Annotated in this window: 23 protein-coding genes; 9 read left to right on the top strand and 14 right to left on the bottom strand. The window is 63.8% G+C overall.

Going from position 1 to position 21,526, the window contains the following annotated elements; all coding sequences use genetic code 11:
• Positions 1-15: 15 nt before the first annotated feature.
• The 6 genes from AC1D0N_RS25650 to hemC all read right to left on the bottom strand — a co-directional run bounded on the left by AC1D0N_RS25650 (position 16) and on the right by hemC (position 6,094).
• The gene (locus AC1D0N_RS25650; protein ID WP_477248769.1) at positions 16-732 is read right to left on the bottom strand and encodes a glutamine amidotransferase; all 717 of its coding nucleotides are present in this window, start codon (positions 730-732) and stop codon (positions 16-18) included.
• Between the two features lie 14 nt (positions 733-746).
• Positions 747-1,226, bottom strand: a complete 480-nt coding sequence (locus AC1D0N_RS25645) for a tellurite resistance TerB family protein (RefSeq protein WP_477248768.1) — start codon at positions 1,224-1,226, stop codon at positions 747-749.
• Between the two features lie 36 nt (positions 1,227-1,262).
• Complete coding sequence (locus AC1D0N_RS25640) at positions 1,263-2,876, bottom strand: heme biosynthesis HemY N-terminal domain-containing protein (RefSeq protein WP_477248767.1); 1,614 nt, start codon at positions 2,874-2,876, stop codon at positions 1,263-1,265.
• Between the two features lie 10 nt (positions 2,877-2,886).
• On the bottom strand, positions 2,887-4,359 hold the full coding sequence (locus AC1D0N_RS25635) for a COG4223 family protein (protein ID WP_477248766.1): 1,473 nt from the start codon (positions 4,357-4,359) through the stop codon (positions 2,887-2,889).
• A 90-nt stretch (positions 4,360-4,449) separates the two neighbouring features.
• On the bottom strand, positions 4,450-5,166 hold the full coding sequence (locus AC1D0N_RS25630; RefSeq protein ID WP_477248765.1) for a uroporphyrinogen-III synthase: 717 nt from the start codon (positions 5,164-5,166) through the stop codon (positions 4,450-4,452).
• A gap of 1 nt (position 5,167) precedes the next feature.
• Positions 5,168-6,094, bottom strand: a complete 927-nt coding sequence (gene hemC / locus AC1D0N_RS25625) for a hydroxymethylbilane synthase (RefSeq protein ID WP_477248764.1) — start codon at positions 6,092-6,094, stop codon at positions 5,168-5,170.
• A gap of 102 nt (positions 6,095-6,196) precedes the next feature.
• Between hemC and tsaD the strand changes: the two genes are divergently transcribed.
• The 6 genes from tsaD to AC1D0N_RS25595 all read left to right on the top strand — a co-directional run bounded on the left by tsaD (position 6,197) and on the right by AC1D0N_RS25595 (position 10,245).
• Positions 6,197-7,282 (top strand): tRNA (adenosine(37)-N6)-threonylcarbamoyltransferase complex transferase subunit TsaD, encoded by a 1,086-nt coding sequence (gene tsaD / locus AC1D0N_RS25620; protein WP_477248834.1) that lies wholly within the window; start codon positions 6,197-6,199, stop codon positions 7,280-7,282.
• On the top strand, positions 7,279-8,280 hold the full coding sequence (locus AC1D0N_RS25615; protein ID WP_477248763.1) for an NAD(P)H-dependent glycerol-3-phosphate dehydrogenase: 1,002 nt from the start codon (positions 7,279-7,281) through the stop codon (positions 8,278-8,280). The genes tsaD and AC1D0N_RS25615 overlap by 4 nt, the downstream gene beginning before the upstream one ends.
• A 25-nt stretch (positions 8,281-8,305) precedes the next feature.
• Positions 8,306-8,602, top strand: a complete 297-nt coding sequence (locus tag AC1D0N_RS25610; RefSeq protein WP_477248762.1) for a YciI-like protein — start codon at positions 8,306-8,308, stop codon at positions 8,600-8,602.
• Positions 8,603-8,637: 35 nt separating this feature from the next.
• Positions 8,638-9,063 (top strand): EVE domain-containing protein, encoded by a 426-nt coding sequence (locus AC1D0N_RS25605; protein ID WP_477248761.1) that lies wholly within the window; start codon positions 8,638-8,640, stop codon positions 9,061-9,063.
• The gene (locus tag AC1D0N_RS25600; RefSeq protein ID WP_477248760.1) at positions 9,018-9,716 is read left to right on the top strand and encodes a class I SAM-dependent methyltransferase; all 699 of its coding nucleotides are present in this window, start codon (positions 9,018-9,020) and stop codon (positions 9,714-9,716) included. Before AC1D0N_RS25605 ends, AC1D0N_RS25600 begins: the two co-directional genes overlap by 46 nt.
• Positions 9,717-9,822: 106 nt before the next feature.
• On the top strand, positions 9,823-10,245 hold the full coding sequence (locus AC1D0N_RS25595; protein ID WP_477248759.1) for a DUF1761 domain-containing protein: 423 nt from the start codon (positions 9,823-9,825) through the stop codon (positions 10,243-10,245).
• 37 nt (positions 10,246-10,282) lie between these two features.
• Here AC1D0N_RS25595 and gcvA read toward each other — a convergent pair whose 3' ends face one another.
• The gene (gene gcvA / locus AC1D0N_RS25590) at positions 10,283-11,233 is read right to left on the bottom strand and encodes a transcriptional regulator GcvA (protein WP_477248758.1); all 951 of its coding nucleotides are present in this window, start codon (positions 11,231-11,233) and stop codon (positions 10,283-10,285) included.
• Between the two features lie 130 nt (positions 11,234-11,363).
• On the opposite strand from gcvA, the gene AC1D0N_RS25585 reads away from it, so the two are divergent.
• A complete protein-coding gene (locus tag AC1D0N_RS25585) occupies positions 11,364-11,615 on the top strand; it encodes a hypothetical protein (protein ID WP_477248757.1) in 252 nt (83 codons plus the stop codon).
• A gap of 92 nt (positions 11,616-11,707) precedes the next feature.
• On the opposite strand, the gene AC1D0N_RS25580 is transcribed toward AC1D0N_RS25585, so the two are convergent.
• Entirely contained in the window at positions 11,708-12,304 is a 597-nt protein-coding gene (locus AC1D0N_RS25580) for a L,D-transpeptidase family protein (RefSeq protein ID WP_477248756.1), read from the bottom strand.
• 84 nt (positions 12,305-12,388) lie between these two features.
• Here AC1D0N_RS25580 and AC1D0N_RS25575 point away from each other — a divergent pair, with 84 nt between their 5' ends.
• Positions 12,389-13,072: a response regulator transcription factor gene (locus tag AC1D0N_RS25575; protein WP_477248755.1), complete on the top strand. Its 684-nt coding sequence runs from the start codon at positions 12,389-12,391 to the stop codon at positions 13,070-13,072.
• Positions 13,073-13,356: 284 nt separating this feature from the next.
• Positions 13,357-13,812, top strand: a complete 456-nt coding sequence (locus AC1D0N_RS25570) for a cyclic nucleotide-binding domain-containing protein (RefSeq protein WP_477248754.1) — start codon at positions 13,357-13,359, stop codon at positions 13,810-13,812.
• A 105-nt stretch (positions 13,813-13,917) separates the two neighbouring features.
• Here AC1D0N_RS25570 and AC1D0N_RS25565 read toward each other — a convergent pair whose 3' ends face one another.
• The 6 genes from AC1D0N_RS25565 to AC1D0N_RS25540 all read right to left on the bottom strand — a co-directional run bounded on the left by AC1D0N_RS25565 (position 13,918) and on the right by AC1D0N_RS25540 (position 21,436).
• The gene (locus tag AC1D0N_RS25565) at positions 13,918-14,535 is read right to left on the bottom strand and encodes a GNAT family N-acetyltransferase (RefSeq protein ID WP_477248753.1); all 618 of its coding nucleotides are present in this window, start codon (positions 14,533-14,535) and stop codon (positions 13,918-13,920) included.
• Positions 14,536-14,559: 24 nt separating this feature from the next.
• Positions 14,560-15,366, bottom strand: coding sequence for an exodeoxyribonuclease III (locus AC1D0N_RS25560; protein WP_477248752.1), 807 nt, complete (start codon positions 15,364-15,366; stop codon positions 14,560-14,562).
• 212 nt (positions 15,367-15,578) lie between these two features.
• On the bottom strand, positions 15,579-16,244 hold the full coding sequence (locus AC1D0N_RS25555) for an outer-membrane lipoprotein carrier protein LolA (protein WP_477248751.1): 666 nt from the start codon (positions 16,242-16,244) through the stop codon (positions 15,579-15,581).
• A gap of 132 nt (positions 16,245-16,376) precedes the next feature.
• Positions 16,377-19,028 carry an FtsK/SpoIIIE family DNA translocase gene (locus AC1D0N_RS25550; protein ID WP_477248750.1) on the bottom strand — a complete coding sequence of 884 codons (2,652 nt, stop codon included), beginning with the start codon at positions 19,026-19,028 and terminating at the stop codon, positions 16,377-16,379.
• A 517-nt stretch (positions 19,029-19,545) separates the two neighbouring features.
• The gene (locus AC1D0N_RS25545) at positions 19,546-19,821 is read right to left on the bottom strand and encodes a hypothetical protein (RefSeq protein WP_477248749.1); all 276 of its coding nucleotides are present in this window, start codon (positions 19,819-19,821) and stop codon (positions 19,546-19,548) included.
• 328 nt (positions 19,822-20,149) lie between these two features.
• Positions 20,150-21,436, bottom strand: coding sequence for an ammonium transporter (locus tag AC1D0N_RS25540; protein WP_477248833.1), 1,287 nt, complete (start codon positions 21,434-21,436; stop codon positions 20,150-20,152).
• Positions 21,437-21,526 lie beyond the last annotated feature (90 nt).

The following is a 21,526-nucleotide window of genomic DNA, read 5'->3' as shown; positions in this document are numbered from 1 at the left end:
TAATCGGATTTTACCCTATCCCACAGCCGGCCGTCCAAAAATCGTCTGTAGGAATTCGCTGAGCCAGCGCTTGAGATGCATGTCCCAGATCAGCCGGCCGCCGAGATGGTCCCGGCCGGGCTGCGCGCCGGGCAATTCGAAACGGTGCGCGCCGCGCACCACCCAGCGCTGCATCATCATTTGGGTCAACTCGCCATGAAACTGGATGCCCCAGGCATTGTCGCCATAGCGGAAGGCCTGGTTGGGATAGGTCTCCGCCGTCGCCAGCAGCGTCGCGTCCCTCGGCAGGGAAAAGCCCTCGCGGTGGAACTGGTAGACCATCTCGGGCCAGTGCAGCAGCCTTTTGCCTGCTTCTGTCGCTTTCAGCGGATACCAGCCGATTTCGACCAGCCCTTCTCCATGGCCCTCGACCTTGCCGCCGAGATGGTTGGCCAGCATTTGCGCGCCAAGGCAGATGCCGAGGAACGGCCGGTTCTCCCTCAACGGGATCTCCAGCCAGTTGGTCTCGCGGCGGACGAACTCATCCTCGTCATTGGCGCTCATCGGTCCACCGAACACCACGCTGCCGGCATGGCCGTCCAGCGTTTCCGGCAAGGCGTCGCCCAGCGGCGGCCGGCGGATGTCGAGATCGAAACCTTCTTCGAGCAGCATGTGACCGACGCGACCGGGGCTCGAAGTCTCCTGATGCAGCACGATCAGGATCTTTGGCTTCGAACTCGGTCTGGGCGGCATGGGAAGGCGGGATCCTATTCGTCGCTCGACGTTCCGGTGGCGCCGGGCGCTTCAGCCGCCGCCTTGCGGCGTGCCTCGACACGGTCGCGGCGTTCGACGCCGATCAGCTCGGCGACGCGCCAGACGGTGTTGTCCTCGAGCTCGTGCAGCTCGCCATCGGCGTAGACGATCTCCCACATCAGGCCGATGAAAGCCTTGCGCGCCTCGGCATCGAGATGGCGCTTCAGCACGCTGGTGAAGGCATAGAGGTCGATCGCCTCATTGTCGGCGCGCTCGCCTGCGGCGGCCAGCGCATCGAGTTCGGCGCCGCTGATCGAATAGCTTTCCGCCAGCACTTCCTTGAACCGCTCCCATTCGACGTCCTGACGCACGCCGTCGGCGTTCATCACATGATAGAGAAGGGCAGATGCCGCAACGCGGGGATCGTCCGCGTTGGCGCGGGCGCCGGCACCGCTCGGCAGGTCCTTCAGAAATGAGAGAACGCGTTCGAACATCAATTTATTCCCAACCGGCCAACGGGCCTATTCACATCAAAACAGTCGAAACCGGCGCGGTGACTTCTCCGCTTCCTCATCGGGATCGACGCCGGGGTCGTCGGGCAGCCGGGCAAGTTCCTCCGCCGGCTCAACGGCTTCGGCATCGGCCGGCACCGCGGCAAAGGCGGCGGCGGTGACCGGCGTGACCAGCTCCTCGCCGCTTTCCGCTACCGCTCCGGTCGCTGCTGTCGTCTTGCCGGCGAAAACAGCCGGGTGAGCGATCACGTCGGCAGGCTTTTCCTTGACCGATACGACTGGCGCCGCAATTGCCGGCACTTCGGCTTCCGGCGTATCCTCATGGCTGTCGATGAGCTGGCCGAGCCGCTCCATCGGCGCGCGCCATTCGAACGCGTCGAGCTTGCCGGTGACCGGCGACACCGGCGACCAGCGCTCGGAGATGACGCCATCGGCAACCCAGGCCGGATCGCGCGGCGCCCGCACTGCCTTCGACAGCAATTGCCGCACCTTGCCCTGGTCGCCGCTCTCGGCTTCCTCGATGTCGGCCAAAAGCAGATAGGCGCCTTCGCGGCGATCCATGCGGATTGCAGCCTCGGCCTCGCGCCGCGCGGTGGCAAAATCCTGGGCGTCGAGCGCGGCCCGCGCCACCGTCAGCGACGATTCGGCGTGGTTCTTCTTCATCTCCTGCAGCTTCTTTGCCCGGTTCAGGCGATCGAGCACGGCGTCGCCCGGCCTTGCGTGGGTGTAGAGTTCGGCAATCTCCGGATGCGGCTCGGCCTTCCATGCCGCCTCGAGGATCTTTGAGCCCTTGCGCACATCGTTCTGCCGAAACAGCGCGGTTGCAGCAACGACCGCGGCCGGGGCGAAATCCGGGCGCAGCCGGTTGGCCTCGACCGCTGCGGTTCTTGCGGCGTTGGGATCGCTGTCGAGCAGCGCCTGCGCCTTGGCGGTGAGCAGCACGGCGCGTCGCCGGTTGGCCGCGTCGCGCTCGATCTGCCGCGTCGACTTCTGTGCGTCGACCAGTTTCAGCGCACCGTCCCAGTCGCCGCGCCCGGTCAGGTCTTCCAGCGTCGATTCGGCGGCCCAGGCCAGTTGCGGCGCCATCACCGCGGCACGGCCGGCATAGTGCCGCGCCGCGTTGCGGTCGCCGAGCCGTTCGGCTTCGAGATAGAGCCCACGCAGGCCGAGCAGCCGCATTTCGGGGTCGTCGAGCATGGTCTCGAACTTTTCGCGGGCGCCCTCATGGTCGCCTTCGAGCAGCGAGGCCTGCGCTTCGAGCAGATGGATCAGCGGCTCCTGGTCGGAGCGGATCAGCTTTGCCGCTTCCTTGGTCTTCTTGCGCGCCAGCGCGCCGTCACCGGCGCCGGCGGCGATCATGCCGGTCGACAGCGCCTGGTAGCCGCGGTCACGGCGGCGCACGCGGAAATAGCGCGAGATCGTATAGGGGCTGTTCCACAACGACTTGATCAGCCACCACAGAATCATCACCGCGGCGACGATGGTGACGATCGCCACCGCCGCCACCATCAGGCTGACCTGATACTGATAGCCGTTGAAGGTGACGAGCATCTCGCCCGGCCGGTCGGCCAGCCAGGCAAAACCGAGGCCGAGGGCGAAAACGACGGCGAGAAAGATCAGAATTCGGATCATCTTAACTCCCTCACGCCTTCATCGCGCCAGCGATCAGCGCGTCGACCTGGGTCTCGACCTCGATGCGCGCCTTCAGTTTGCCGGCAAAATCGGCGCCAGCGGTCTTCACCGCTTCGGGCAGCGTCGCGTATTCGCTGAGCGCCTTGGCGTAATCGCCCTGGTTGACCGCAACCTCCATGCGCGCGACGGTTTCCGGCGCGCCGGCGCCTTCGACGGCGCCAATCGGCCTGACCTTGACCAGCGATTCGGCGCTCGACAACAGGTTCTGCAGGAAGCCGGCATTCTCGTCGACAGGAGTGGCAGCGGCGACCATGGCAGTGGCCGCGGCATCGGCTTCCGCTGCGATGTCGGTGCGGGTCGGAACGCCCTTTTCGGCGTAGGCCCGCAACGTTGCGATTTGCGGCGCATCCGGTGAAATCGCGGCAAAGGTTTCGAGTTCGGCCGCGAATGGCGCGCCCCGATCGAGCGCCGCCTTCAGCGCCGAAGCGGCAATGGCGAGCGCGATCTTCGGCTGCGACGCCTGGGCTTCGACCTTGCCGGACAGCTGTGACACCGACTGTTCCAGCGCGGTCAACCGGCCTTCCTGCGCCTTTGCCGCCTCACCGGCGGATTTCACCAGCGCGTCGAGCCCGGCCAGCTTTTCGTTGAGCGGGCCGAGATCGACCGGCGCCGCATTGCCGGCCTGGCTGAGCGCGGCCACCGCCGTCTCGATCTGCTTGACCTTGTCGCCCAGGGCGGCAAGCCCGGCATTGTCGCCGGCGCCACCTTGCTCGACCGCCGATTTCAGCGCCGCGACATCGGTCTTGACCTGATCCAGCGCCGCCGACAGCCCATCCACCTTGGCCGAAGCATCGGTGTTGCCGCCTGCTTCCTTCAGTCCTGATATCTCGGTCTTCAGCGAAGCGATTTCGCCATTGACGCCGTCGAGCGACACGCCGCCTGCACCGGAGCCCGGCCCGCCGAGCAGGCCGGCAAATTGCAGCCCACCGGCGCCGACCAGCGCGATGACGCCGCCGATGATGCCGGCAGCGATGCCGTTGATCCCGCTGCGCTTCGGCTGAACTGCCATCGGTTGGTCCCTTGTTTCGGCTTTTCGTGCTGCATCTTTGGTGGCGCCCGCCTTGGGCGATGCGTCCTCGAAACTGTAATCGGAGGTTTTGGCGCGGCTCGGCGGTGCGTCCGAGCCGGGATAGGAGGATTCCGGTTCTGCGGGGCTTTTGGCCTCGGCCGGCGCTTCCGTTTCAGCCTGCTGCGAGCCACCTGCAGCGTCGGCATGCTCCCACGGCTCGAGATCGACCTGGTCGGCATGCACCGGCTCTTCAGGCACCTCCGGTTGCGAAACCGCTTCCTCTGCCTTCACGTCTTCGGCCGACGCCTTGACGGCGTCCTCATCGACGATGCGCGACACGGCGCCGGGTTCGAGCTCGATGGTCACCGGCTCACGGCGGCTTTTCGAATGTCGCATCTTCGGCGTCTTGACCATGCTTGGGCTCCGCAAAATTCGCTTCGGGATGGTTCAAATGGGTCTAGCACATCACCAAGCGGTGAAAAGGGGCGGCGTGATGACACGGGGTCAGCGCCATATCCGCAAAAGCTCAAGCAACGCGTCTTCGTGAGGTTCCGTCGCAATCCGGATTTTTTCACCAGCGAATTCGTCCAGGGCTGCGGCAATACGCGCCGACAGGACGAAAACAAGCGTCTTTTCAAAGAGATCGCGCAGAGCTGACCGCCTCGTCAGGGTTTGCAGCGCTGCCGCCGCCTTGGCCGAATAGAGCAGCGCCGCCTCGACCGGCTGGCCGGACAGGCGTTCGACAATTGCATCGTCGGAATAGTCCAGCGTCACCGTGTCATAGGTCTCAACGGCGCGAACCAGCACTCCTTCTGCCTGCAGCCGCGCCTCCAACGCCGGAAACCGCACCCGCCCGCTGAGATAAACGATCGTCCTACCCGAAAAATCACCGGCAATCGCATCAGCCAGTGCCTCAGCGTTGCCAGCACCTTCGCTGACGGCCAAAAATCCCGCCGCACGCGCGGCTTCCGCGGTCCTTTTGCCGACGGCATGGCAAGGCAAGGCGGCGAGCGCGGCGATGATTTCTTTCGGCGCATGGCGCACCGCATTGGCGCTGGTGATCGCAACGGCCACAGCATTCTTGGCGACCGCGCCGGCCTCAACCGGCAACGCCATCGTATCGGTCAATGGCAACAGAATCGGCTGAAAACCCATGTCCTGCAGCCGCCGCGCCGTGCGTGACGCCCCCGGTTCCGGCCTGGTCACCAGGACGCGGACCATGTCAGGCCCAGCCGTCAAAAAATGTTTCGCCGGCCTTGGCTCGGATTGTCCGGGCCGCGTCCGCGCCGATGCGAGCGGCCTCGTGTGCCGGGCCTTGCGCCTTGATTTCGTGGGAGACTGTCCCGTCCGGCGAGATGATCAGCCCGGCAAAGAAGATGGTTTCGCCAGATATCGTCGCATGCCCGGCGATCGGCGTGCGGCACGAGCCGTCGAGCGCCGCCAGGAAGGCGCGTTCGCAGGCCAGCGCCTGGCCGGTCGGCGCATCGTGGATGGCCACCAGCATCTTTTCCACGTCACGATCGCCGATGCGGCTTTCGATGCAGATCGCGCCTTGCCCCGGCGCCGGCGGAAAGATGTCGAGAGGCATCAGATCGGTCACGACATGTTCAAGCCCGAGCCGCTTCAGCCCGGCATAGGCGAGGATGGTGCCTTCGGCGACGCCCTCGTCGAGCTTGCGCAGCCGCGTCTGCACATTGCCACGGAACATCACCACATCGAGATCCGGCCGCATGCGCCGGATCAGCGCCTGGCGCCGGAGCGACGACGAGCCGATTTTGGCGCCGTGCGGCAGGTCGGCGATCGTCTTCGCCGCCTTGCCGATAAAGGCGTCGCGTGCATCCTCGCGCGGCAGGAAGGCGCCGAGTTCCAGCCCGTCGGGCAGTTTCGTCGGCATGTCCTTCGACGAATGCACGGCGATGTCGATCCTGCCGGCCAGCAGCGCCTCTTCGATTTCCTTGGTGAACAGGCCCTTCCCGCCGGCCTCCGACAGCGGCCGGTCCTGGATGCGGTCGCCGCTGGTCGAGATGACGATCACTTCGAACGCCTGGCTCGGCATGCCATGCGCCGCCGTCAGCCGCGCCTGCGTTTCATGCGCCTGCGCCAGGGCCAGCGGGCTGCCGCGTGTTCCGATTCTCAAGATTGTTTGCATGGCGCGCGGTCCGTGGTAACCCCCGGCAGATCGAGGTCTTTCCGGGCTTTCTCCTAACGGGGAAAGGTCCGACAAACAATCTCTAGGGATAGCGACGAATTGATCCGCGTTCTGGGCATTGAGACGAGTTGCGATGAGACCGCCGCCAGCGTGGTGACGCTCGACGGCGCTTCTGCACCGGTGATTGCCTCCAACATCGTGCTCAGCCAGATCGAGGAACATGCCGCGTTTGGCGGCGTCGTGCCCGAGATCGCTGCGCGTGCCCATGTCGAGGCGCTGGATGGGATCGTCGAGGCGGCGCTTGCCGATGCGGACGTCGATCTTGCCGACATCGATGCGATTGCCGCGACCGCCGGCCCCGGCCTGGTCGGCGGGCTGATCGTCGGCCTGATGACGGCCAAGGCGATTGCCGCCGCCGCCAGCAAGCCGCTGATCGCCATCAACCACCTCGAGGGCCACGCACTGACGGCAAGGCTGACCGACGGGCTCGATTTTCCGTATCTACTGCTGCTGGTATCCGGCGGCCACACCCAGATCGTCGCCGTGCGCGGCGTCGGTGACTACCAGCGTTGGGCGACGACGATCGATGATGCCCTGGGCGAGGCCTTCGACAAGACGGCCAAGATGCTCGGCCTGCCCTATCCCGGTGGGCCGAATGTCGAGAAGGCGGCAGCCAACGGCAATGCCTCGCGCTTCGCCTTTCCGCGGCCGATGAAGGGCTCGGCGCAGCCCGATTTCTCCTTCTCCGGCCTCAAGACCGCCGTGCGCCAGGCGGCAACGGCGATTGCCCCGCTGAGCGATCAGGATGTCGCCGACATCTGCGCCTCTTTCCAGACAGCGGTGGCCGATGCGCTGGGTGACCGCGTTTCGGGGGCGCTGAACCGGTTCCGTCAGGAATTTCCCGGCAAGGCGGACCCAGCGCTGGTCGTTGCCGGCGGCGTCGCCGCCAACCGGACGATCAAGGCGACGCTGGAAACGCTGTGCGATCAGGCGGGCTTCGCTTTCATCGCGCCGCCACTAAAGCTTTGCACCGACAATGCGGCGATGATCGCCTGGGCTGGCATCGAGCGGCTGCGGGCGGGCCTGGCGGAAGAGAACGGCTTCGATTTCGTGCCGCGCTCGCGCTGGCCACTGGACAGCATTTCTGCGCCGATAGTCGGCTCCGGCCGGCGCGGGGCCAAAGCATGACGGGCCGGGGCAAGACCGGCTGGCGGGTCGCCGTGCTTGGCGGCGGCGCCTGGGGCACCGCGCTGGCGCTGGCCATGCTGCGCGCCGGCCATTCGGTCCGGCTGTTCGCGCGAGACCCGGAAACCGTCGCGGCTATTCGTGGCGGCGAGAACCCGCGCTATCTCCCCGGCATCGCCATCGAGCCCGGCATCGAGGCGACGAGCGATATCGGGGCGGCGCTGGCTGATGCCGATTGCGTGCTGGCGGTGGCGCCGGCGCAGGCGCTGCGGGCGATGCTGTCGGCCGCGAAGAGCCATATGCCGAAAGCCATCCCGCTGGTGCTCTGCGCCAAGGGCATCGAGCGCGAAACCGGCGCGCTGCTGTCGGCGATTGTCGAAGAGATCCTGCCCAACAATCCGGTTGCCGCTCTGTCTGGGCCGAGCTTTGCCACCGACGTTGCCCGCGGCCTGCCGACGGCGGTGGTGGTCGCCGCCCGCGGCGACGAACTGGCAGCGGAGCTTGCAGCCCGCTTTTCGGCTGAAAATCTGCGCTGCTATTCGAGCGACGACCTGATCGGCGTCGAGATCGGCGGCGCGCTGAAAAACGTCTTTGCCATTGCCGCCGGCGCCGTCACCGGCGCCGGGCTCGGCGCCAGCGCCCAAGCCGCCATGGTGACGCGCGGCTTCGTCGAATTGCGCCGCATCGGCGCCGCCTTCGGCGCCAGGCCGGAGACGCTGATGGGACTTTCCGGGCTCGGCGATCTTTTGCTTACCTGCTCATCCGCCCAGTCGCGCAATTTCGCCTATGGGCTGGCGCTCGGCCAAGGCAAGGCGCTTGCCGGCCTGCCGCTGGCCGAGGGCGTGCCGACTGCGGCGATCGCCGCCCGCATCGCCACCGAACGCCAGATCGACGCGCCGATCATCGCCGCTGTATCAGCCATACTGGACGGCACCATCACCATCCGCCAGGCTGTCTCGGCATTGATGACAAGGCCGCTGAAGACCGAAACCGACCTCTGATCTCGAACAAACCGGAGTTTTGAAAATGCTGTTTGCGTTGGTATGCAAGGACAAGCCTGGAAGCCTGCAGGTGCGCATCGACACAAGACCTACCCATGTCGCCTTTCTCGAGGGTCTGAACGCCGACAAGAAGCTGGCTTTTGCCGGCCCGTTCCTCGATGCCGACGGCAAGCCGAACGGCAGCCTCGTTGTGGTCGAAGCGCCGGACCTTGCCGGCGCACAAGCGCTGTCGGCTGCCGACCCCTATGCCAAGGCCGGCCTGTTCGAAAGCGTCGAAATCCGTCAGTGGAACTGGACCTTCAACAAGCCGGCGGCTAGTTAATCGCTGGCGGGCGAACCGCAAGGAGGAGCAAGAGAATGAACTACTGGCTGTTCAAATCCGAACCTTCTGTGTTCTCCTTCGAGGCGCTGAAGGCGAAGGGCAAGGCCGGCACGCAATGGGATGGTGTGCGCAACTATGCGGCGCGCAACAACATGAAGGCAATGCAGGTTGGCGATCTCGGCTTCTTCTACCATTCCAACGAAGGGCTCAATATCGTCGGCATCGCCGAGGTCTGTGCGCTCGCCCATCCCGATACCAGCACCGACGACCCGCGCTGGGAATGCGTCGATATCCGCGCCTTCAAGGACGTGCCAAATCCGCCGACGCTGGAGCAGGTCAAGGCCAATCCCAAGCTGGCCGAGATGGCACTGGTGCGGCTCGGCCGGCTTTCCGTGCAGCCGGTGACGCCGGCCGAATGGAAAGAGGTCTGCCGCATGGGTGGCCTGACATCAGCTCCGTGACGGCACTCACCCCCAACAGCGCAAAAAAATTCATCCTCGACAACACGGCGCTGATGGCGCCGCCGCATGTGCCGGAGATTCTTCTGCGGCTGGCCGACGAGGCGCATGATCTTTGGCAGCGGACGGAGGACGAGCTGGTCGAGATCGGCCTGCCGCCGCCATTCTGGGCCTTTGCTTGGGCCGGCGGCCAGGGCCTTGCCCGCTATGTCCTCGACAATCCCGATATGGTGCGCGGAAAGCGCGTGCTCGACTTCGCCTCCGGCTCCGGCCTTGTTGCCATTGCCGCCGCCAAGGCGGGTGCTGCCGAGGTGATCGCCGCCGACATCGACCCGTTCTGCGAAACGGCGATCCGCCTCAATGCCGAGGCCAATGAGGTCGGCATCACATTCCTCGGCACCGACTGTATCGGCACCGATGCCGGCTGGGATGTGATCCTCGCCGGCGACGTCTTCTACGACAAATCCTTCGCCGACACGCTGATGCCATGGTTTGCAACGCTGAAGGCGCGCGGCGCCGACATCCTCGTTGGCGATCCAGGCCGCTCCTATCTGCCGAAGACGGGGCTGCAGCCGCTCGCCGTCTATGAGGTGGCGGTCACGCGAGCGCTGGAAGATGCCCTGGTTAAGCGCACGACCGTCTGGCGCTTCGCTTGACGCCACCGCCGAACAGGCGTTCCATCGCACACTGATTTGAGGAATATGCATGTCGTTATCCCAAGCCGCTCACACGTTTGGGCGACATGCTTGAGGGGAGGACTTTATGGATTTTTCGGTGGTGAACTGGTTGGCCGTGGTTGTCGCGGCCGTTGCGGCGTGGCTGTTTGGCGCCATCTGGTACACAGTACTCAGCAAGCCTTGGATGAGGGCGGCCAGGATCGATCCGTCAACGTCAAAGAAATCAATACTGCCCTTCATCATCTCCTTTGTCACCGAACTGATCATGGCGCTGGTCTTTGCCCTGGTCGTCGGCGCGATAACCGGCGGCGAGCCGACCCTTGTCGCAGGCCTCGTCTTCGGCTTCGTCCTTTGGCTCGGCTTCGTCGCCACGACGCTGACGGCCAACCATCGCTATGAAAATTTCGGCTGGGATCTGACCCTCATCGACGGTGGCCACTGGCTTGGCGTGCTGCTGATCATCGGCGCGGTGATCGGCTGGTTCGGCGCGCCGGTGGTTGCGGGCTGAACCCTCAGGGCTTTCTGCGCCCGGATTCGAGGACGACCTATAACTCGTCCCAGCTTCGACGTGTCGGGTCCGGCTGCGGGTTGTGGACTTCGTTTAGCATCCAGTCCTTGAACGCGACGATCCTGGCATCGTTCGCCGATCCCTGGGGGTAGACCAGATGATAGGCGAAGTCGGGCGAAACCTTGATGCCCAGTTCGAACGGCTGCACCAGCCTGCCCTGAGAGAGGTCGTTGGCGACCATGGCGAAATCGGCAAGCGCCACGGCGTTGCCGTCGAGTGCTGCCTGCGTTGCATCGGTTGAGGACCCGAAGACGAGGGTGCGGCTGTCGTCGAAGTCATCTACGCCGGCGGCCGCCATCCACATGCGCCAGTTCGGCCATGTCACCCCCTGGCGCGACCACTGGATATGGGCGAGCGTGTGGTGGAACAGGTCGCGCGGCTCCTTCAGCGGCGGCCCGGCGCGCAGCAAGGCCGGGCTGCAGACGGGGATGATGACGTTGTCGAACAGCCGGTCCGCGCAAAGCCCCGGATATTTTCCGGTGCCGAAGCGGATGCCGATATCGACGTCGTCGCGATCGAAATCACGCACTTCGTAGGTGATGTCGAACCTGAGTTCGATGCCCGGCTGATGCCGGCGAAAATCGTCGATGCGCCGCATCAGCCATTTTGTCGCGAACTGGGCATCGAGGGTTATTTTCAGCAGCGCCGTGCCGCGCGTCATCTTTTGCGCGCGCGAGACGGCCCGGCCTAACAGGTCGAGCGCATCGATCGCCGCTTCGAACAGCACCGTGCCTGCCTCGGTCAGCCGGATGGTGCGGCTGGTGCGGGTGAACAGCACGATGCCGAGCTGATCCTCGATTTCCTTGATCTGATGGCTGACCGCGGCCGGCGTCAGGCCGAGTTCGTCAGCGGCGCGGGTGAAATTGAGGTGCCGTGCCGCAGCTTCCAGCGTCCTCAGCGCACGCGTTCCGGGCAACAGGCGGGCCATGCCATCCTCAAATAAAACTTGACGATGGGAAAAGAACTACTCGTTTCCTCCTTAGATTTCAATCCGGCATGATGCATCCATCGAAGCACCATCAAACCGGATTTGATATCCGGAGGAAGCGGAGCACATCATGTCCATCATCGTTTTGAATTCGCCAGCCGCCCGTCCAGCCTGGTTACGCGCCGTGACCGACTGGCTTCGCCACGCCAGAGTCGCGCTCAACCTGCCACGCGAGAACGTCGAGGATCTGTCGGATCCCCAGTTGCGTGACATCGGCGCCAAGCGGAAGGACGTTACGCGGGCGATGGACCGGGAACTCGGCCGGTTGGGCCTTCTCGACATCGGCTGGCAGAGAAACAAGGGAATAGGCCGCAGGCAGTAAGGAACAGGGGGAGAAGACCGCGCCGACGCGCATCCCTACTGCCCTACTGCCCTACTGCCCTACTGCCCTACTGCCCTACTGCCCTACTGCCCTTACCGCACCACCCTCACCACCGTCCGATCCGACAACAACGGCAGCAGCCGCGTCATGGTGCGTGCCGTCACCGCGACGCAGCCTTGCGTTGGTGTGAAGCCGGGGCGTGCCAGATGAAAGAAAATCGCGCTGCCGCGCCCGCGGCGGCGCGGCGCCATGTTCCAGTCGAGCACCAGGCAGGCGTCGTAGAGACGGTCGTCGCGTCGCATCCGCTCATGGCTGGCGCCATAGGGGATTTTGACCGGCCGGTTGTAGTTGCGGTCATCGGGCACCTCGCACCAGCCGAGATCGGGACCGATCGGCGCCATCGCCAACCGGGTTTTGCGGCCGGCCGAGAAATGATCCCCGCGGAAATATCCTGACAAGATCCGCATCTCGGCAAGCGGCGTCGCGCCATCGCCTTCGCGCTTGTTGGCCGAGATGCCGCCGCGCCCCAGCGCGCAGGCAAACACCTTGCTGCCGGCCTGCAGGATACCCTGGCTGGGTTTGCCAGGCCGTGCCCGCACCACCAGCACACGCAGCCCTTTCGGCAAAAATGCGCCGGCTGCATTGCGCGGCCGTTTTTTCTTGTATGATCGTGTCACGGAACAAATCACTGTGATCGGCTGTTGTGCCGGTCAGCTTCAGCATAAACGGGGGGCGGTCAACTGAATATTCTTTTCAAAACAACGGATTGATCCATGACATCACGCACCATTCTGATCGTCGACGACGATGACGACCTTCGCGGCACCCTCGTCGAACAATTGGCCCTCTACGAGGAATTCGACGTTCTGCAGGAATCCACCGCCGCCAAGGGTGTCGCATCGGCACGTGGCGGCCTCATCGACCTGCTCATCATGGATGTTGGATTGCCCGACATGGACGGCCGCGAGGCGGTGAAGATCCTGCGCAAGGGCGGCTACAAGGCACCAATCATCATGCTGACCGGCCACGACACCGATTCTGACACGATTCTCGGCCTTGAAGCCGGTGCCAACGACTATGTGACCAAGCCATTCCGCTTCGCCGTGCTGCTGGCCCGTATCCGTGCGCAATTGCGCCAGCACGAGCAGAGCGAGGACGCCACATTCTCGGTCGGGCCCTATACGTTCAAGCCCAGCCAGAAGCTTTTGATCGACCAGCGCGGCGCGAAAGTGCGGCTGACCGAGAAAGAGGCCTCGATCATCAAATATCTCTACCGCGCCGACCAGAAGGTGGTGACGCGCGACGTGCTTTTGGAGGAAGTGTGGGGCTACAATTCCGGCGTCACCACGCACACGCTGGAAACCCATGTCTACAGGCTGCGCCAGAAGATCGAGCGCGATCCTTCCAATGCCGAAATTCTTGTGACAGAAAGCGGCGGCTACAAGCTGGTTCCTTAAACATTTCATGATCCGATCAGCAATTCCAGGAAAAGTGTGGGCGGTTTTCCGTCCGGAATTGCGTAAAAACTAGAGGGATAAAACGGCCGGGGCGGGGCTGTTTTCGGGGACGATCCAGTTGGAGGTGTCTGGATCGACCCCGCGCATCGGCCAAAAATCGATTCGATTTTTGGAAAGCACGATGCGCAAATTGAAAGTTGCTAGAGCGTCCTTTGCGCGTCCAAGAAGGACGCGCGGCGCTCTAAGGGAGGGATTGGACTGACCGCTCGGGGACACAGCTAGAGATGGCGTTGGATGACGACATCCGCATCCTGTCCGCCGTGAAGCTCTTCGAGGGTTTCACGCAGGAACAGCTGCGTCTGCTCGCCTTCGGCGCCGAATCCACCCTGCTCAAGGCTGACCATAAGCTTTACCGCGAGGACGACGAGGCCGATTCGGCCTATATCGTGGTCAGCGGGCGCATCGTGCTCTATCGCGAGCAGAATGGCGACCGCATCCCGATCGGCAAGGCCGGTCCCGGCACCATCCTAAGCGAACTGGCATTGATCGCCGACACCAACCGGCTGACCAGCGCGTCGGCCGAAATCGATTCAGAAGTGATCCGGCTCAGCCGCAAGATGTTCCGCCGCATCCTCGAGGAGTATCCCGAGGTGGCGGTGAAATTGCACCAGCGCATCCTGGAGGATTTTCAGGCCATGATCGCCCGCATCGAGAAGCTGGCGCCGCGGTTTGGCGGGTAGGCCAATGCATGTCGCCCAAAAGTGCGCAGCGGTTTTGGGACAACGACATGCATCAAAACAAAGACTTAAGGCGCGTTGCCGGAATCCGTTTCAATGCGACGCGCTTTAACGACCGTCTCGAACGGATTTTGGCCTGAACAGGCACCAGAATGGCTTCCCGGGCGCAAGTTCACCTTGGCCGAGGCGTTGAAACCCGCAACGCTCATAGAAAGCCAAATTCTTGCGTTGTGCGGTTTCGAGAAACGTCCCTGCCGAGACGGGATCTCCTTCGGCGAGATCGCAATAGGCCTTGATGAGCGCGCCGCCAGCCCCCTTTCCCTGTATTGAAGGGTGAACGCCCAAGACGCCAAGATAGAAATGCGGTTCCTGCGGCTTGTATTTCTCGCTGATGGCGTCAGCTCGCTCGAAGCGCGAAGCCATCGATGCCTGCCTTTGCTGAAGCAGAGCCCACCTCGCTTGGTGAGTCGGCAGCCATTCAGGCCGCTGCGTATCATAGCCCATCACCGCACCAAGGATGCGGCCCTCGCTCTTTAACAGCAGCACGGGCATGCCAAGCGCGAGGCGCGCCGCCATCAGGATCGAGAAGAACTCCGTCACCAGGTCCTGACGTAGCGGAGGATCGCCTGCGAAGAAAAACGCCATCTGCGGATCATCGGCAAAGGCAGCCGCAAGGCAGTCGGCCGCCGATGTCACATCCGCTTCTCGTGCTGCCACTATCTCCATTCAACGACCCCTTTGACTCGTGGCCTAGTCCAGGTCGAACCTTGCGATGACCGGCACATGGTCCGACGGCCGGTCCCAGCCGCGCGCCAGCCGCAGAATGTCGTAGCTGGCAAAGCTCGGCACCAAGTTTGGCGATGACCAGACATGGTCGAGCCGCCGGCCGCGGTTCGACGCTTCCCAATCCTGCGCGCGATAACTCCACCAGGTGTAGAGCTTCTGGTCGTGCGGCACGTTCAGCCGCATCAGGTCGACCCAGTCGCCGGCCAGCCGCATGGCTTCGAAATTCTCGGTCTCGACCGGCGTATGGCTGACGACGTTGAGCAGCTGCTTGTGCGACCAGACGTCGTGTTCGAGCGGCGCGATATTGAGGTCGCCGACCAGGATCGAGCCCGACACCTCGCTATGGTCGGCGCGGATGGCGTTCATCTCCGCGACGAAATCCAGCTTGTGCTTGAACTTGCGGTTGATGACGGGATCGGGCTCGTCGCCACCGGCCGGAACATAGAAATTGTGAACGAGGATCGTCTTGCCGCCGGCCTGGACAGTGACCGACAGATGCCGGCTGTCCTCGATTTCGCAGAAGCGCCGCTTTTCGACCACCTCGATCGGCCGCCGCGCCACCGTCGCCACGCCGTGGTAGCCCTTCTGGCCGTGGAAGGCGATGTGCTCGTAGCCGAGCTTGCGGAAAGCCTTCTCCGGAAACAGCTCGTCGGGAACCTTGGTTTCCTGCAGGCAGAGCATATCCGGCGCCTGCTCGACCAGCAGCCGCTCGACAATCGGCATGCGCAGGCGAACGGAGTTGATGTTCCAGGTGGCGATGGAAAAGGGCATGCGGCGATCCGGACAAAGGTCGCCGATCTAGTGCCAGCCAAGCGCCATAAACACAAGCCAGCCTTTGCGGGCTGCTTCCCCGGCGGCCGCCCTGATTCAGGTCAGGCCGAGCCGAAAATGGTGGTCTCCGAGAACCGGAGCGGAGCGTACTTGAAGTACGTGAGCACCGGAAGCGGAGGAGACCGCCATTTGCAGGCCGGCCTCACCTGAATCTAGCGCGTCTTGGTGTTCAGCTCGCGGTTCGCCGTATAGTCGATGGCAAAGGTGTCGGGGGCGAAGCTGACGCCTTCCTTGACGTTGAAGATCATCACGGTCGTGTCCTTGCCCTGCGCGTCTGTGATGGTCCACTGGCGCAGCTCATAGGATTTCGGGTCGAACATCATGGTGATCTTCGAATTGCCGAACACCGATTTGTCGGCAAGCTGGATGGTGGTCAGGTCGCTCTCTTCCTTGACGCTTTTGACGCGGTTACCGGAGAGGTCGATCTTGGTGTCGAGCAACAGCTTCAGCGGCGTCTTCGACAACGGATAGAGGTCGGAAGTTTTCATCTTCTTGTTGAGGATGACCACCGACTTGCCGTCGGAAATCACCTTGAAATTCGACGATCCGTCATAATTGAAGCGGATCTTGCCCGGCCGTTCCAGAAAGAACTTGCCGCCGGTCTGCTCGCCCTTGGGTCCGAACTGGACGAACTCGCCGCTCATCGATTTGACCGAGGAAAAATGGTCGGCGATCTTCTGCGCCGCTGGCGGCACCGCCGCTTGCGCCGACGCCAGCAGCTGGAACCCGGGAACGACGTTGACGGCTGCAGCGCCGGCAAGGACCAGGCCGAGGCCGAGCACCTGGCGGCGGGTTGGATTGAATGATGCGTTTGTCATGCCGGTCACTCTCGTCTGGTTCGGTTGTGTCGCAGTCCTTGGCCCCCCAGTTGGGCTTAAGTTTGGCGGCCGGACAGCGCTCAGTCGCTTCAACGCGCCAAAAGGTTCAAAGTTGCCGCCCGTCGGGTCCAATCAGAACTTGGCGTCCTCCGTCGGCACCAGGATCTCGCGTTTGCCGGCATGGTTGGCCGGGCCGACGATGCCTTCCTTCTCCATCTTCTCGATGATCGAGGCGGCGCGGTTGTAGCCGATGCCGAGCCGACGCTGGATATAGCTGGTCGAGGCCTTGCCGTCGCGCAGCACCACCGAGACCGCCTGATCGTAGGGATCGTCGGAATCCTCGAAATTGCTGTTGCCGCCGCCGGAGCCGCCCTTGCCCGACGGTTCGTCATCGTCGTCCTCGCCGTCGTCCTCGGTGATGGCGTCGAGATATTCCGGCACGCCCTGCAGTTTCAGATGCGCGACGATCTTTTCCACCTCTTCATCGGCGACGAACGGGCCGTGCACGCGCTGGATGCGGCCGCCGCCGGCCATGTAGAGCATGTCGCCCATGCCGAGCAGCTGCTCGGCGCCTTGCTCGCCGAGGATGGTGCGGCTGTCGATCTTCGACGTCACCTGGAACGAGATGCGGGTCGGGAAGTTGGCCTTGATCGTGCCGGTGATGACGTCGACCGACGGTCGCTGCGTTGCCATGATGACATGGATGCCGGCGGCGCGCGCCATCTGCGCCAGCCGCTGCACCGCACCTTCGATATCCTTGCCGGCGACCATCATCAGGTCGGCCATCTCGTCGATGATGACGACGATGTAAGGCATCGGCTCGAGGTCGAGATTCTCCGTCTCGTAGATCGCCTCGCCGGTCTGGCGGTCGAAGCCGGTCTGCACGGTGCGCGAGATCTTTTCACCCTTCTTCTCGGCCAGCTGAACCCGCGCGTTGAAGCCGTCGATGTTGCGCACGCCGACCTTCGACATCTTGCGGTAGCGGTCCTCCATCTCGCGCACGGTCCATTTCAGCGCCACCACCGCTTTCTTCGGATCGGTGACCACGGGCGTGAGCAGATGCGGGATGCCATCATAGACCGAGAGTTCCAGCATCTTCGGGTCGATCATGATCAGCCGGCAGTCCTGCGGCGTCAGCCGGTAGAGCAGCGACAGAATCATGGTGTTGATGGCGACCGACTTGCCGGAGCCGGTGGTGCCGGCGACAAGCACATGCGGCATCTTGGCGATGTCGACTATGACGGCCTCGCCATTGATGGTCTTGCCGAGCGCCAGCGCCAGCTTGGCCTTGGTGGTTTCGAAATCGCGGCTGGCCAGGATTTCCCGGAGATAGACCGTCTCGCGCTTGGCGTTCGGCAGTTCGATGCCGATGGCGTTGCGGCCGGGCACCACGGCGACGCGGCAAGCGATCGCGCTCATCGAGCGGGCGATGTCGTCGGACAGGCCGATGACCCGCGACGATTTGATGCCGGGCGCCGGCTCGAGTTCGTACAGCGTGACCACCGGGCCTGGACGCACGGCGATGATCTCGCCCTTGACGCCGAAATCCTCCAGCACGCCTTCGAGCAGGCGCGCATTCTGCTCCAGCGCATCCTTCGACAGGCTGGCATCACGCACGACATTCTTCGGCTCGGACAGGAAATGCAGCGACGGCATTTCGAATTTTTCGGAGCCGATCAGCGAGGTCTGCGCTTCGCGCTGGACGCGGGCGCCGGGCGCCGGGCGCGGCGCCGGTGCGGCGACACGAGTGGCGGCATCGGAGCGGTAATTCTGCACCTGCGCGCGGCGCTGGACGACAGGCTCGTCGTCGTCGAGATCCATGTCTTCGTCATCGTTGTCGAAGACGTCGTCATCGTCGGGGTCGACCGAAACGCTGCGATCGTTGACCATGGCGGCGAAGAATTCCGGCTCGACACGGGCGCGGCCGTCGGCGCTCATCCGCGCTTCGGCGAACTCGGCCGATTCGACCCGTTCGGCGGCACGCCGCCAGCCGCCGGCGCGTGGCTCCATCTCCGGTTCGTATTCGTCCCGCTCCTCTCGCCGACGCGCGGCGCGGCGGCGCAGATAGGCGCGCAGCGACAGCCACCAATGGGTGATGGCGCCAAGCGCCAATATGCCCTCGTCGCCCTCGTCGTCGTCATTGTCGAAGAGCAGGTCGTCCTCGCGCGGATCGGCAGCGGCAGGTTCCTCCTGGACGGCAAAACCATTCTTGCGCGCGAGCAACGCCGACCCATAGGCAAACAGCCACAGCGTCGGTGCGATGAGCAGCACCGCAAGCACGCTGGCGATGATGCCGGACGGGTAGCCGCCAATGACCAGCCCGGGGATCTTGAGCACCATGTCGCCGAACACGCCGCCGAGGCCGGTCGGCAGCGGCCAGGTCTTGGGCGGCACCACGCAACCGGCGATCGCCGCGGCAGTCAGCGCAAATCCGAACCATGCGAGGCCGCGCTTCGGCAGCCTGTCGACGCCGCGCGCGGTAAACAAAAGGAAGCCCCAGATCACCGCCGGCACCAGCGCAGCAACAGCGGCGAGGCCGAAGAACTGCATGGCGAGGTCGGAGAAGACAGCGCCGGCATAGCCCATGGCGTTGGTGACGATGTTGTCGGTGGCGTGCGAGAAACTCGGATCGGCGACGTTCCAGGTGGCAAGGCTGGCGACGCCGAAGGCGACGGTCACGAACAGGCAAGCGCCGACCAGCCGGCCGACCTGGCGCCGCGCGAATGCCTGGATGCCGTGCCCCGTATCGGTCAGCGCGAGCGGTGCTGAAGCCCCTGAACGCATGCTCTTCCCCGTCTGTCATGGACTGGCCGGGCGCAAGACGCACTCCGGCAGATTCGAATGTCAGACTATCGGCGGGAAGGTTAAGGCCGCATTAACTATACGGAGCCTGCAGCGTTAAAACACGGGATGGAGCGGTTGGCCAGACAGTGCGGGCACAGTTGAAAACCCGCGCGATCGGGAGCCGCAAGGCCTTCGCGAAAGGGCAAAAAGTGAGAGGCGGTGAAACCTGACTATCCGTTCGCGGACACCACAGACGCCACCACGGCAGAGAGTTTGCCGCGCTTGTCCAGCCTTGGTTTCTCATAGATCTTCCTCATGCGTGGTTCCCTGTCCTGGCACGAGTCGCAATACGGCGACGCTCAAAGGGATACCACGCCCGTCCAGCACCGTCATCTCCCGCTCGGAGGATGATTTGGCCTGCCCGATGCGTGGAAAAAATGGCGGGCGCATTGGCCCACCGCCGTTCATTGCAAGCGACAAGACGACCAGGCTCGATTGAGCCTGATCCCTGGCAACCTCAGTTGGCGCCACCGAGCGCCTGCACATTGGCGCAGAATTCGGCGTGCGGCTTGCTCATCGCCGCGTCATTGCATTCCTTCTTCATCGCTTCCTGCTTTTCCATTGGCATCGCCATGAAAGCAGCCTTGAACTCTTCCATCGGCTTCATGGTTTTCATGCCGGAATCCGTGAAGAACGGCGCCATGTTGTCCGGCTCGTCGAGTGCACCGGCAAATGCCACGCCGCTGACCATCGAAAGAGCAAGCGCTCCGAGGCAGATGTTCTTGATGTTCATGAGATGGTTCCTTCCCTGCTGTTTGTGCGACCGTCCGAACGACGTTCGCCTCCACAGTTCGGAACCGGCAGGGTTGATGTTTCCTGGAAAATCTCCATCACGCGAACGTGATTGCGAGAATATCGGCGTTGCCAGAACGATTGTACCAAAAAAAGAGGCCCGGACCCGGTCCGGGCCTCAATGCGTGAGCACCTTTCGGGAGCGTCACGACGGGATTCCATTCTTTAGAGCAATTCCGGGTGTGCAGCGCTTTCCCTAGGGAATTGCGTAGAGAGATAAGGGGACCGGCGGGAGGAGGGTTCCGCCGGTCCCGTTGGCAAAGCTGGCCTTACGGCACCACTTCGCCATGCTGGCTGATGTCGAGACCCTCGACCTCTTCCTGTGTCGTCGGACGCAGGCCAACCAGGGCCTTGACGACATAGAGGATCACGAAGGTGGCGACCGCCGTCCACACGATGGTGACGGCGACGCCGTAGATCTGCTTGCCGAGCGAAGCACCCGACGACAGGCTGTTGATCGCCGGATCGGCCAGCACGCCGGTGAGCAGGGCACCGATGACACCGCCGACGCCGTGCACGCCGAAGGCATCGAGCGAGTCGTCATAGCCGAACATGTGCTTCACCTTGACTGCCGATATGTAGCAGAGCACGCCGGCGACGATGCCGACGATGAAGGCGCCGGTCGGGTTGACGAAGCCGGAAGCAGGCGTCACCGCGACCAGGCCGGCAACGGCGCCGGAGATGATGCCGAGCACGCTGGGCTTCTTGGCGATGATCCATTCCGCAAACATCCAGGCGAGAGCCGCGGCTGCGGTGGCAACCTGGGTGTTGAGCATGGCAGCACCGGCGAGGCCGTCAGCCGCCAGTTCCGAACCGGCGTTGAAGCCGAACCAGCCGACCCACAGCAGCGAAGCGCCGATCACCGAGTAGACGAGGTTGTGCGGCGCCATGTTGGTGGTGCCGTAGCCTTCGCGCTTGCCGAGAACCAGCGCGCAGACCAGACCCGCGACACCGGCGTTGATGTGAACGACCGTGCCACCGGCGAAGTCGAGCACGCCAGCCGTGCCGAGGAAGCCGCCACCCCAGACCCAGTGTGCGATCGGCACGTAGACGACGAGCAGCCACAGCGCCATGAAGATCAGCAGCGCCGAGAACTTAAAGCGTTCGGCGAAGGCGCCGGCAATCAGCGCAGGCGTGATGATGGCGAAGGTCATCTGGAACATCGAGAAGACGAATTCAGGAATGTTCGCGACGCCCGGCAGCCACAGCGAGGACGTGGTGATGCCGTGATGGAAGAACTTCGAGGTACCGCCGAGATAGCTGTTGATGCCGCCGCCGTCGGAGAAGGCCAGCGAATAGCCGAACATGAACCACAGCACCGTCACCAGACAGGTGATGGCAAAGCTCTGCATGATGGTGGCGAGCACGTTCTTCTTGCGCACCATGCCGCCATAGAACAGCGCCAGGCCGGGGATGGTCATCATCAGCACCAGCGCCGTCGAGGTCAGCATCCAGGCGGTGTTGCCGGTGTCGAGCGCGGGTGCCGGCGGCGCAGCCGCAGCTGCATCGGCGGCGGCAGGAGCCGCGGTCTGCGCGAAGGCGGCGACCGTGCCCATTGCAGCGAGAGCGAGCGAGCCAAGCGCGGCCACACGTCCCGTTGTTTTCAAGGTGGAAGGTATGTTCATTGAACTCTCCATTGGAATACG

The sequence above is a fragment of the Mesorhizobium sp. P2_E10 genome (genome assembly GCF_056404235.1).
Note: the sequence above shows the minus strand (reverse complement) of the source record. Positions and strands in the feature narration are given on the sequence as shown.

What these genes read in the sequence shown, in the direction of transcription:
- AC1D0N_RS25650 (WP_477248769.1), bottom strand. Translation starts at nt 732, where the DNA reads ATGCCGCCCAGACCGAGTTCGAAGCCAAAGATCCTGATCGTGCTGCAT.
- AC1D0N_RS25645 (WP_477248768.1), bottom strand. Translation starts at nt 1,226, where the DNA reads ATGTTCGAACGCGTTCTCTCATTTCTGAAGGACCTGCCGAGCGGTGCC.
- AC1D0N_RS25640 (WP_477248767.1), bottom strand. Translation starts at nt 2,876, where the DNA reads ATGATCCGAATTCTGATCTTTCTCGCCGTCGTTTTCGCCCTCGGCCTC.
- AC1D0N_RS25635 (WP_477248766.1), bottom strand. Translation starts at nt 4,359, where the DNA reads ATGGTCAAGACGCCGAAGATGCGACATTCGAAAAGCCGCCGTGAGCCG.
- AC1D0N_RS25630 (WP_477248765.1), bottom strand. Translation starts at nt 5,166, where the DNA reads ATGGTCCGCGTCCTGGTGACCAGGCCGGAACCGGGGGCGTCACGCACG.
- hemC (WP_477248764.1), bottom strand. Translation starts at nt 6,094, where the DNA reads ATGCAAACAATCTTGAGAATCGGAACACGCGGCAGCCCGCTGGCCCTG.
- AC1D0N_RS25615 (WP_477248763.1), top strand. Translation starts at nt 7,279, where the DNA reads ATGACGGGCCGGGGCAAGACCGGCTGGCGGGTCGCCGTGCTTGGCGGC.
- AC1D0N_RS25610 (WP_477248762.1), top strand. Translation starts at nt 8,306, where the DNA reads ATGCTGTTTGCGTTGGTATGCAAGGACAAGCCTGGAAGCCTGCAGGTG.
- AC1D0N_RS25605 (WP_477248761.1), top strand. Translation starts at nt 8,638, where the DNA reads ATGAACTACTGGCTGTTCAAATCCGAACCTTCTGTGTTCTCCTTCGAG.
- AC1D0N_RS25600 (WP_477248760.1), top strand. Translation starts at nt 9,018, where the DNA reads ATGGAAAGAGGTCTGCCGCATGGGTGGCCTGACATCAGCTCCGTGACG.
- AC1D0N_RS25595 (WP_477248759.1), top strand. Translation starts at nt 9,823, where the DNA reads ATGGATTTTTCGGTGGTGAACTGGTTGGCCGTGGTTGTCGCGGCCGTT.
- gcvA (WP_477248758.1), bottom strand. Translation starts at nt 11,233, where the DNA reads ATGGCCCGCCTGTTGCCCGGAACGCGTGCGCTGAGGACGCTGGAAGCT.
- AC1D0N_RS25585 (WP_477248757.1), top strand. Translation starts at nt 11,364, where the DNA reads ATGTCCATCATCGTTTTGAATTCGCCAGCCGCCCGTCCAGCCTGGTTA.
- AC1D0N_RS25575 (WP_477248755.1), top strand. Translation starts at nt 12,389, where the DNA reads ATGACATCACGCACCATTCTGATCGTCGACGACGATGACGACCTTCGC.
- AC1D0N_RS25570 (WP_477248754.1), top strand. Translation starts at nt 13,357, where the DNA reads ATGGCGTTGGATGACGACATCCGCATCCTGTCCGCCGTGAAGCTCTTC.
- AC1D0N_RS25565 (WP_477248753.1), bottom strand. Translation starts at nt 14,535, where the DNA reads ATGGAGATAGTGGCAGCACGAGAAGCGGATGTGACATCGGCGGCCGAC.
- AC1D0N_RS25560 (WP_477248752.1), bottom strand. Translation starts at nt 15,366, where the DNA reads ATGCCCTTTTCCATCGCCACCTGGAACATCAACTCCGTTCGCCTGCGC.
- AC1D0N_RS25555 (WP_477248751.1), bottom strand. Translation starts at nt 16,244, where the DNA reads ATGACAAACGCATCATTCAATCCAACCCGCCGCCAGGTGCTCGGCCTC.
- AC1D0N_RS25550 (WP_477248750.1), bottom strand. Translation starts at nt 19,028, where the DNA reads ATGCGTTCAGGGGCTTCAGCACCGCTCGCGCTGACCGATACGGGGCAC.
- AC1D0N_RS25545 (WP_477248749.1), bottom strand. Translation starts at nt 19,821, where the DNA reads ATGAACATCAAGAACATCTGCCTCGGAGCGCTTGCTCTTTCGATGGTC.
- AC1D0N_RS25540 (WP_477248833.1), bottom strand. Translation starts at nt 21,436, where the DNA reads ATGGGCACGGTCGCCGCCTTCGCGCAGACCGCGGCTCCTGCCGCCGCC.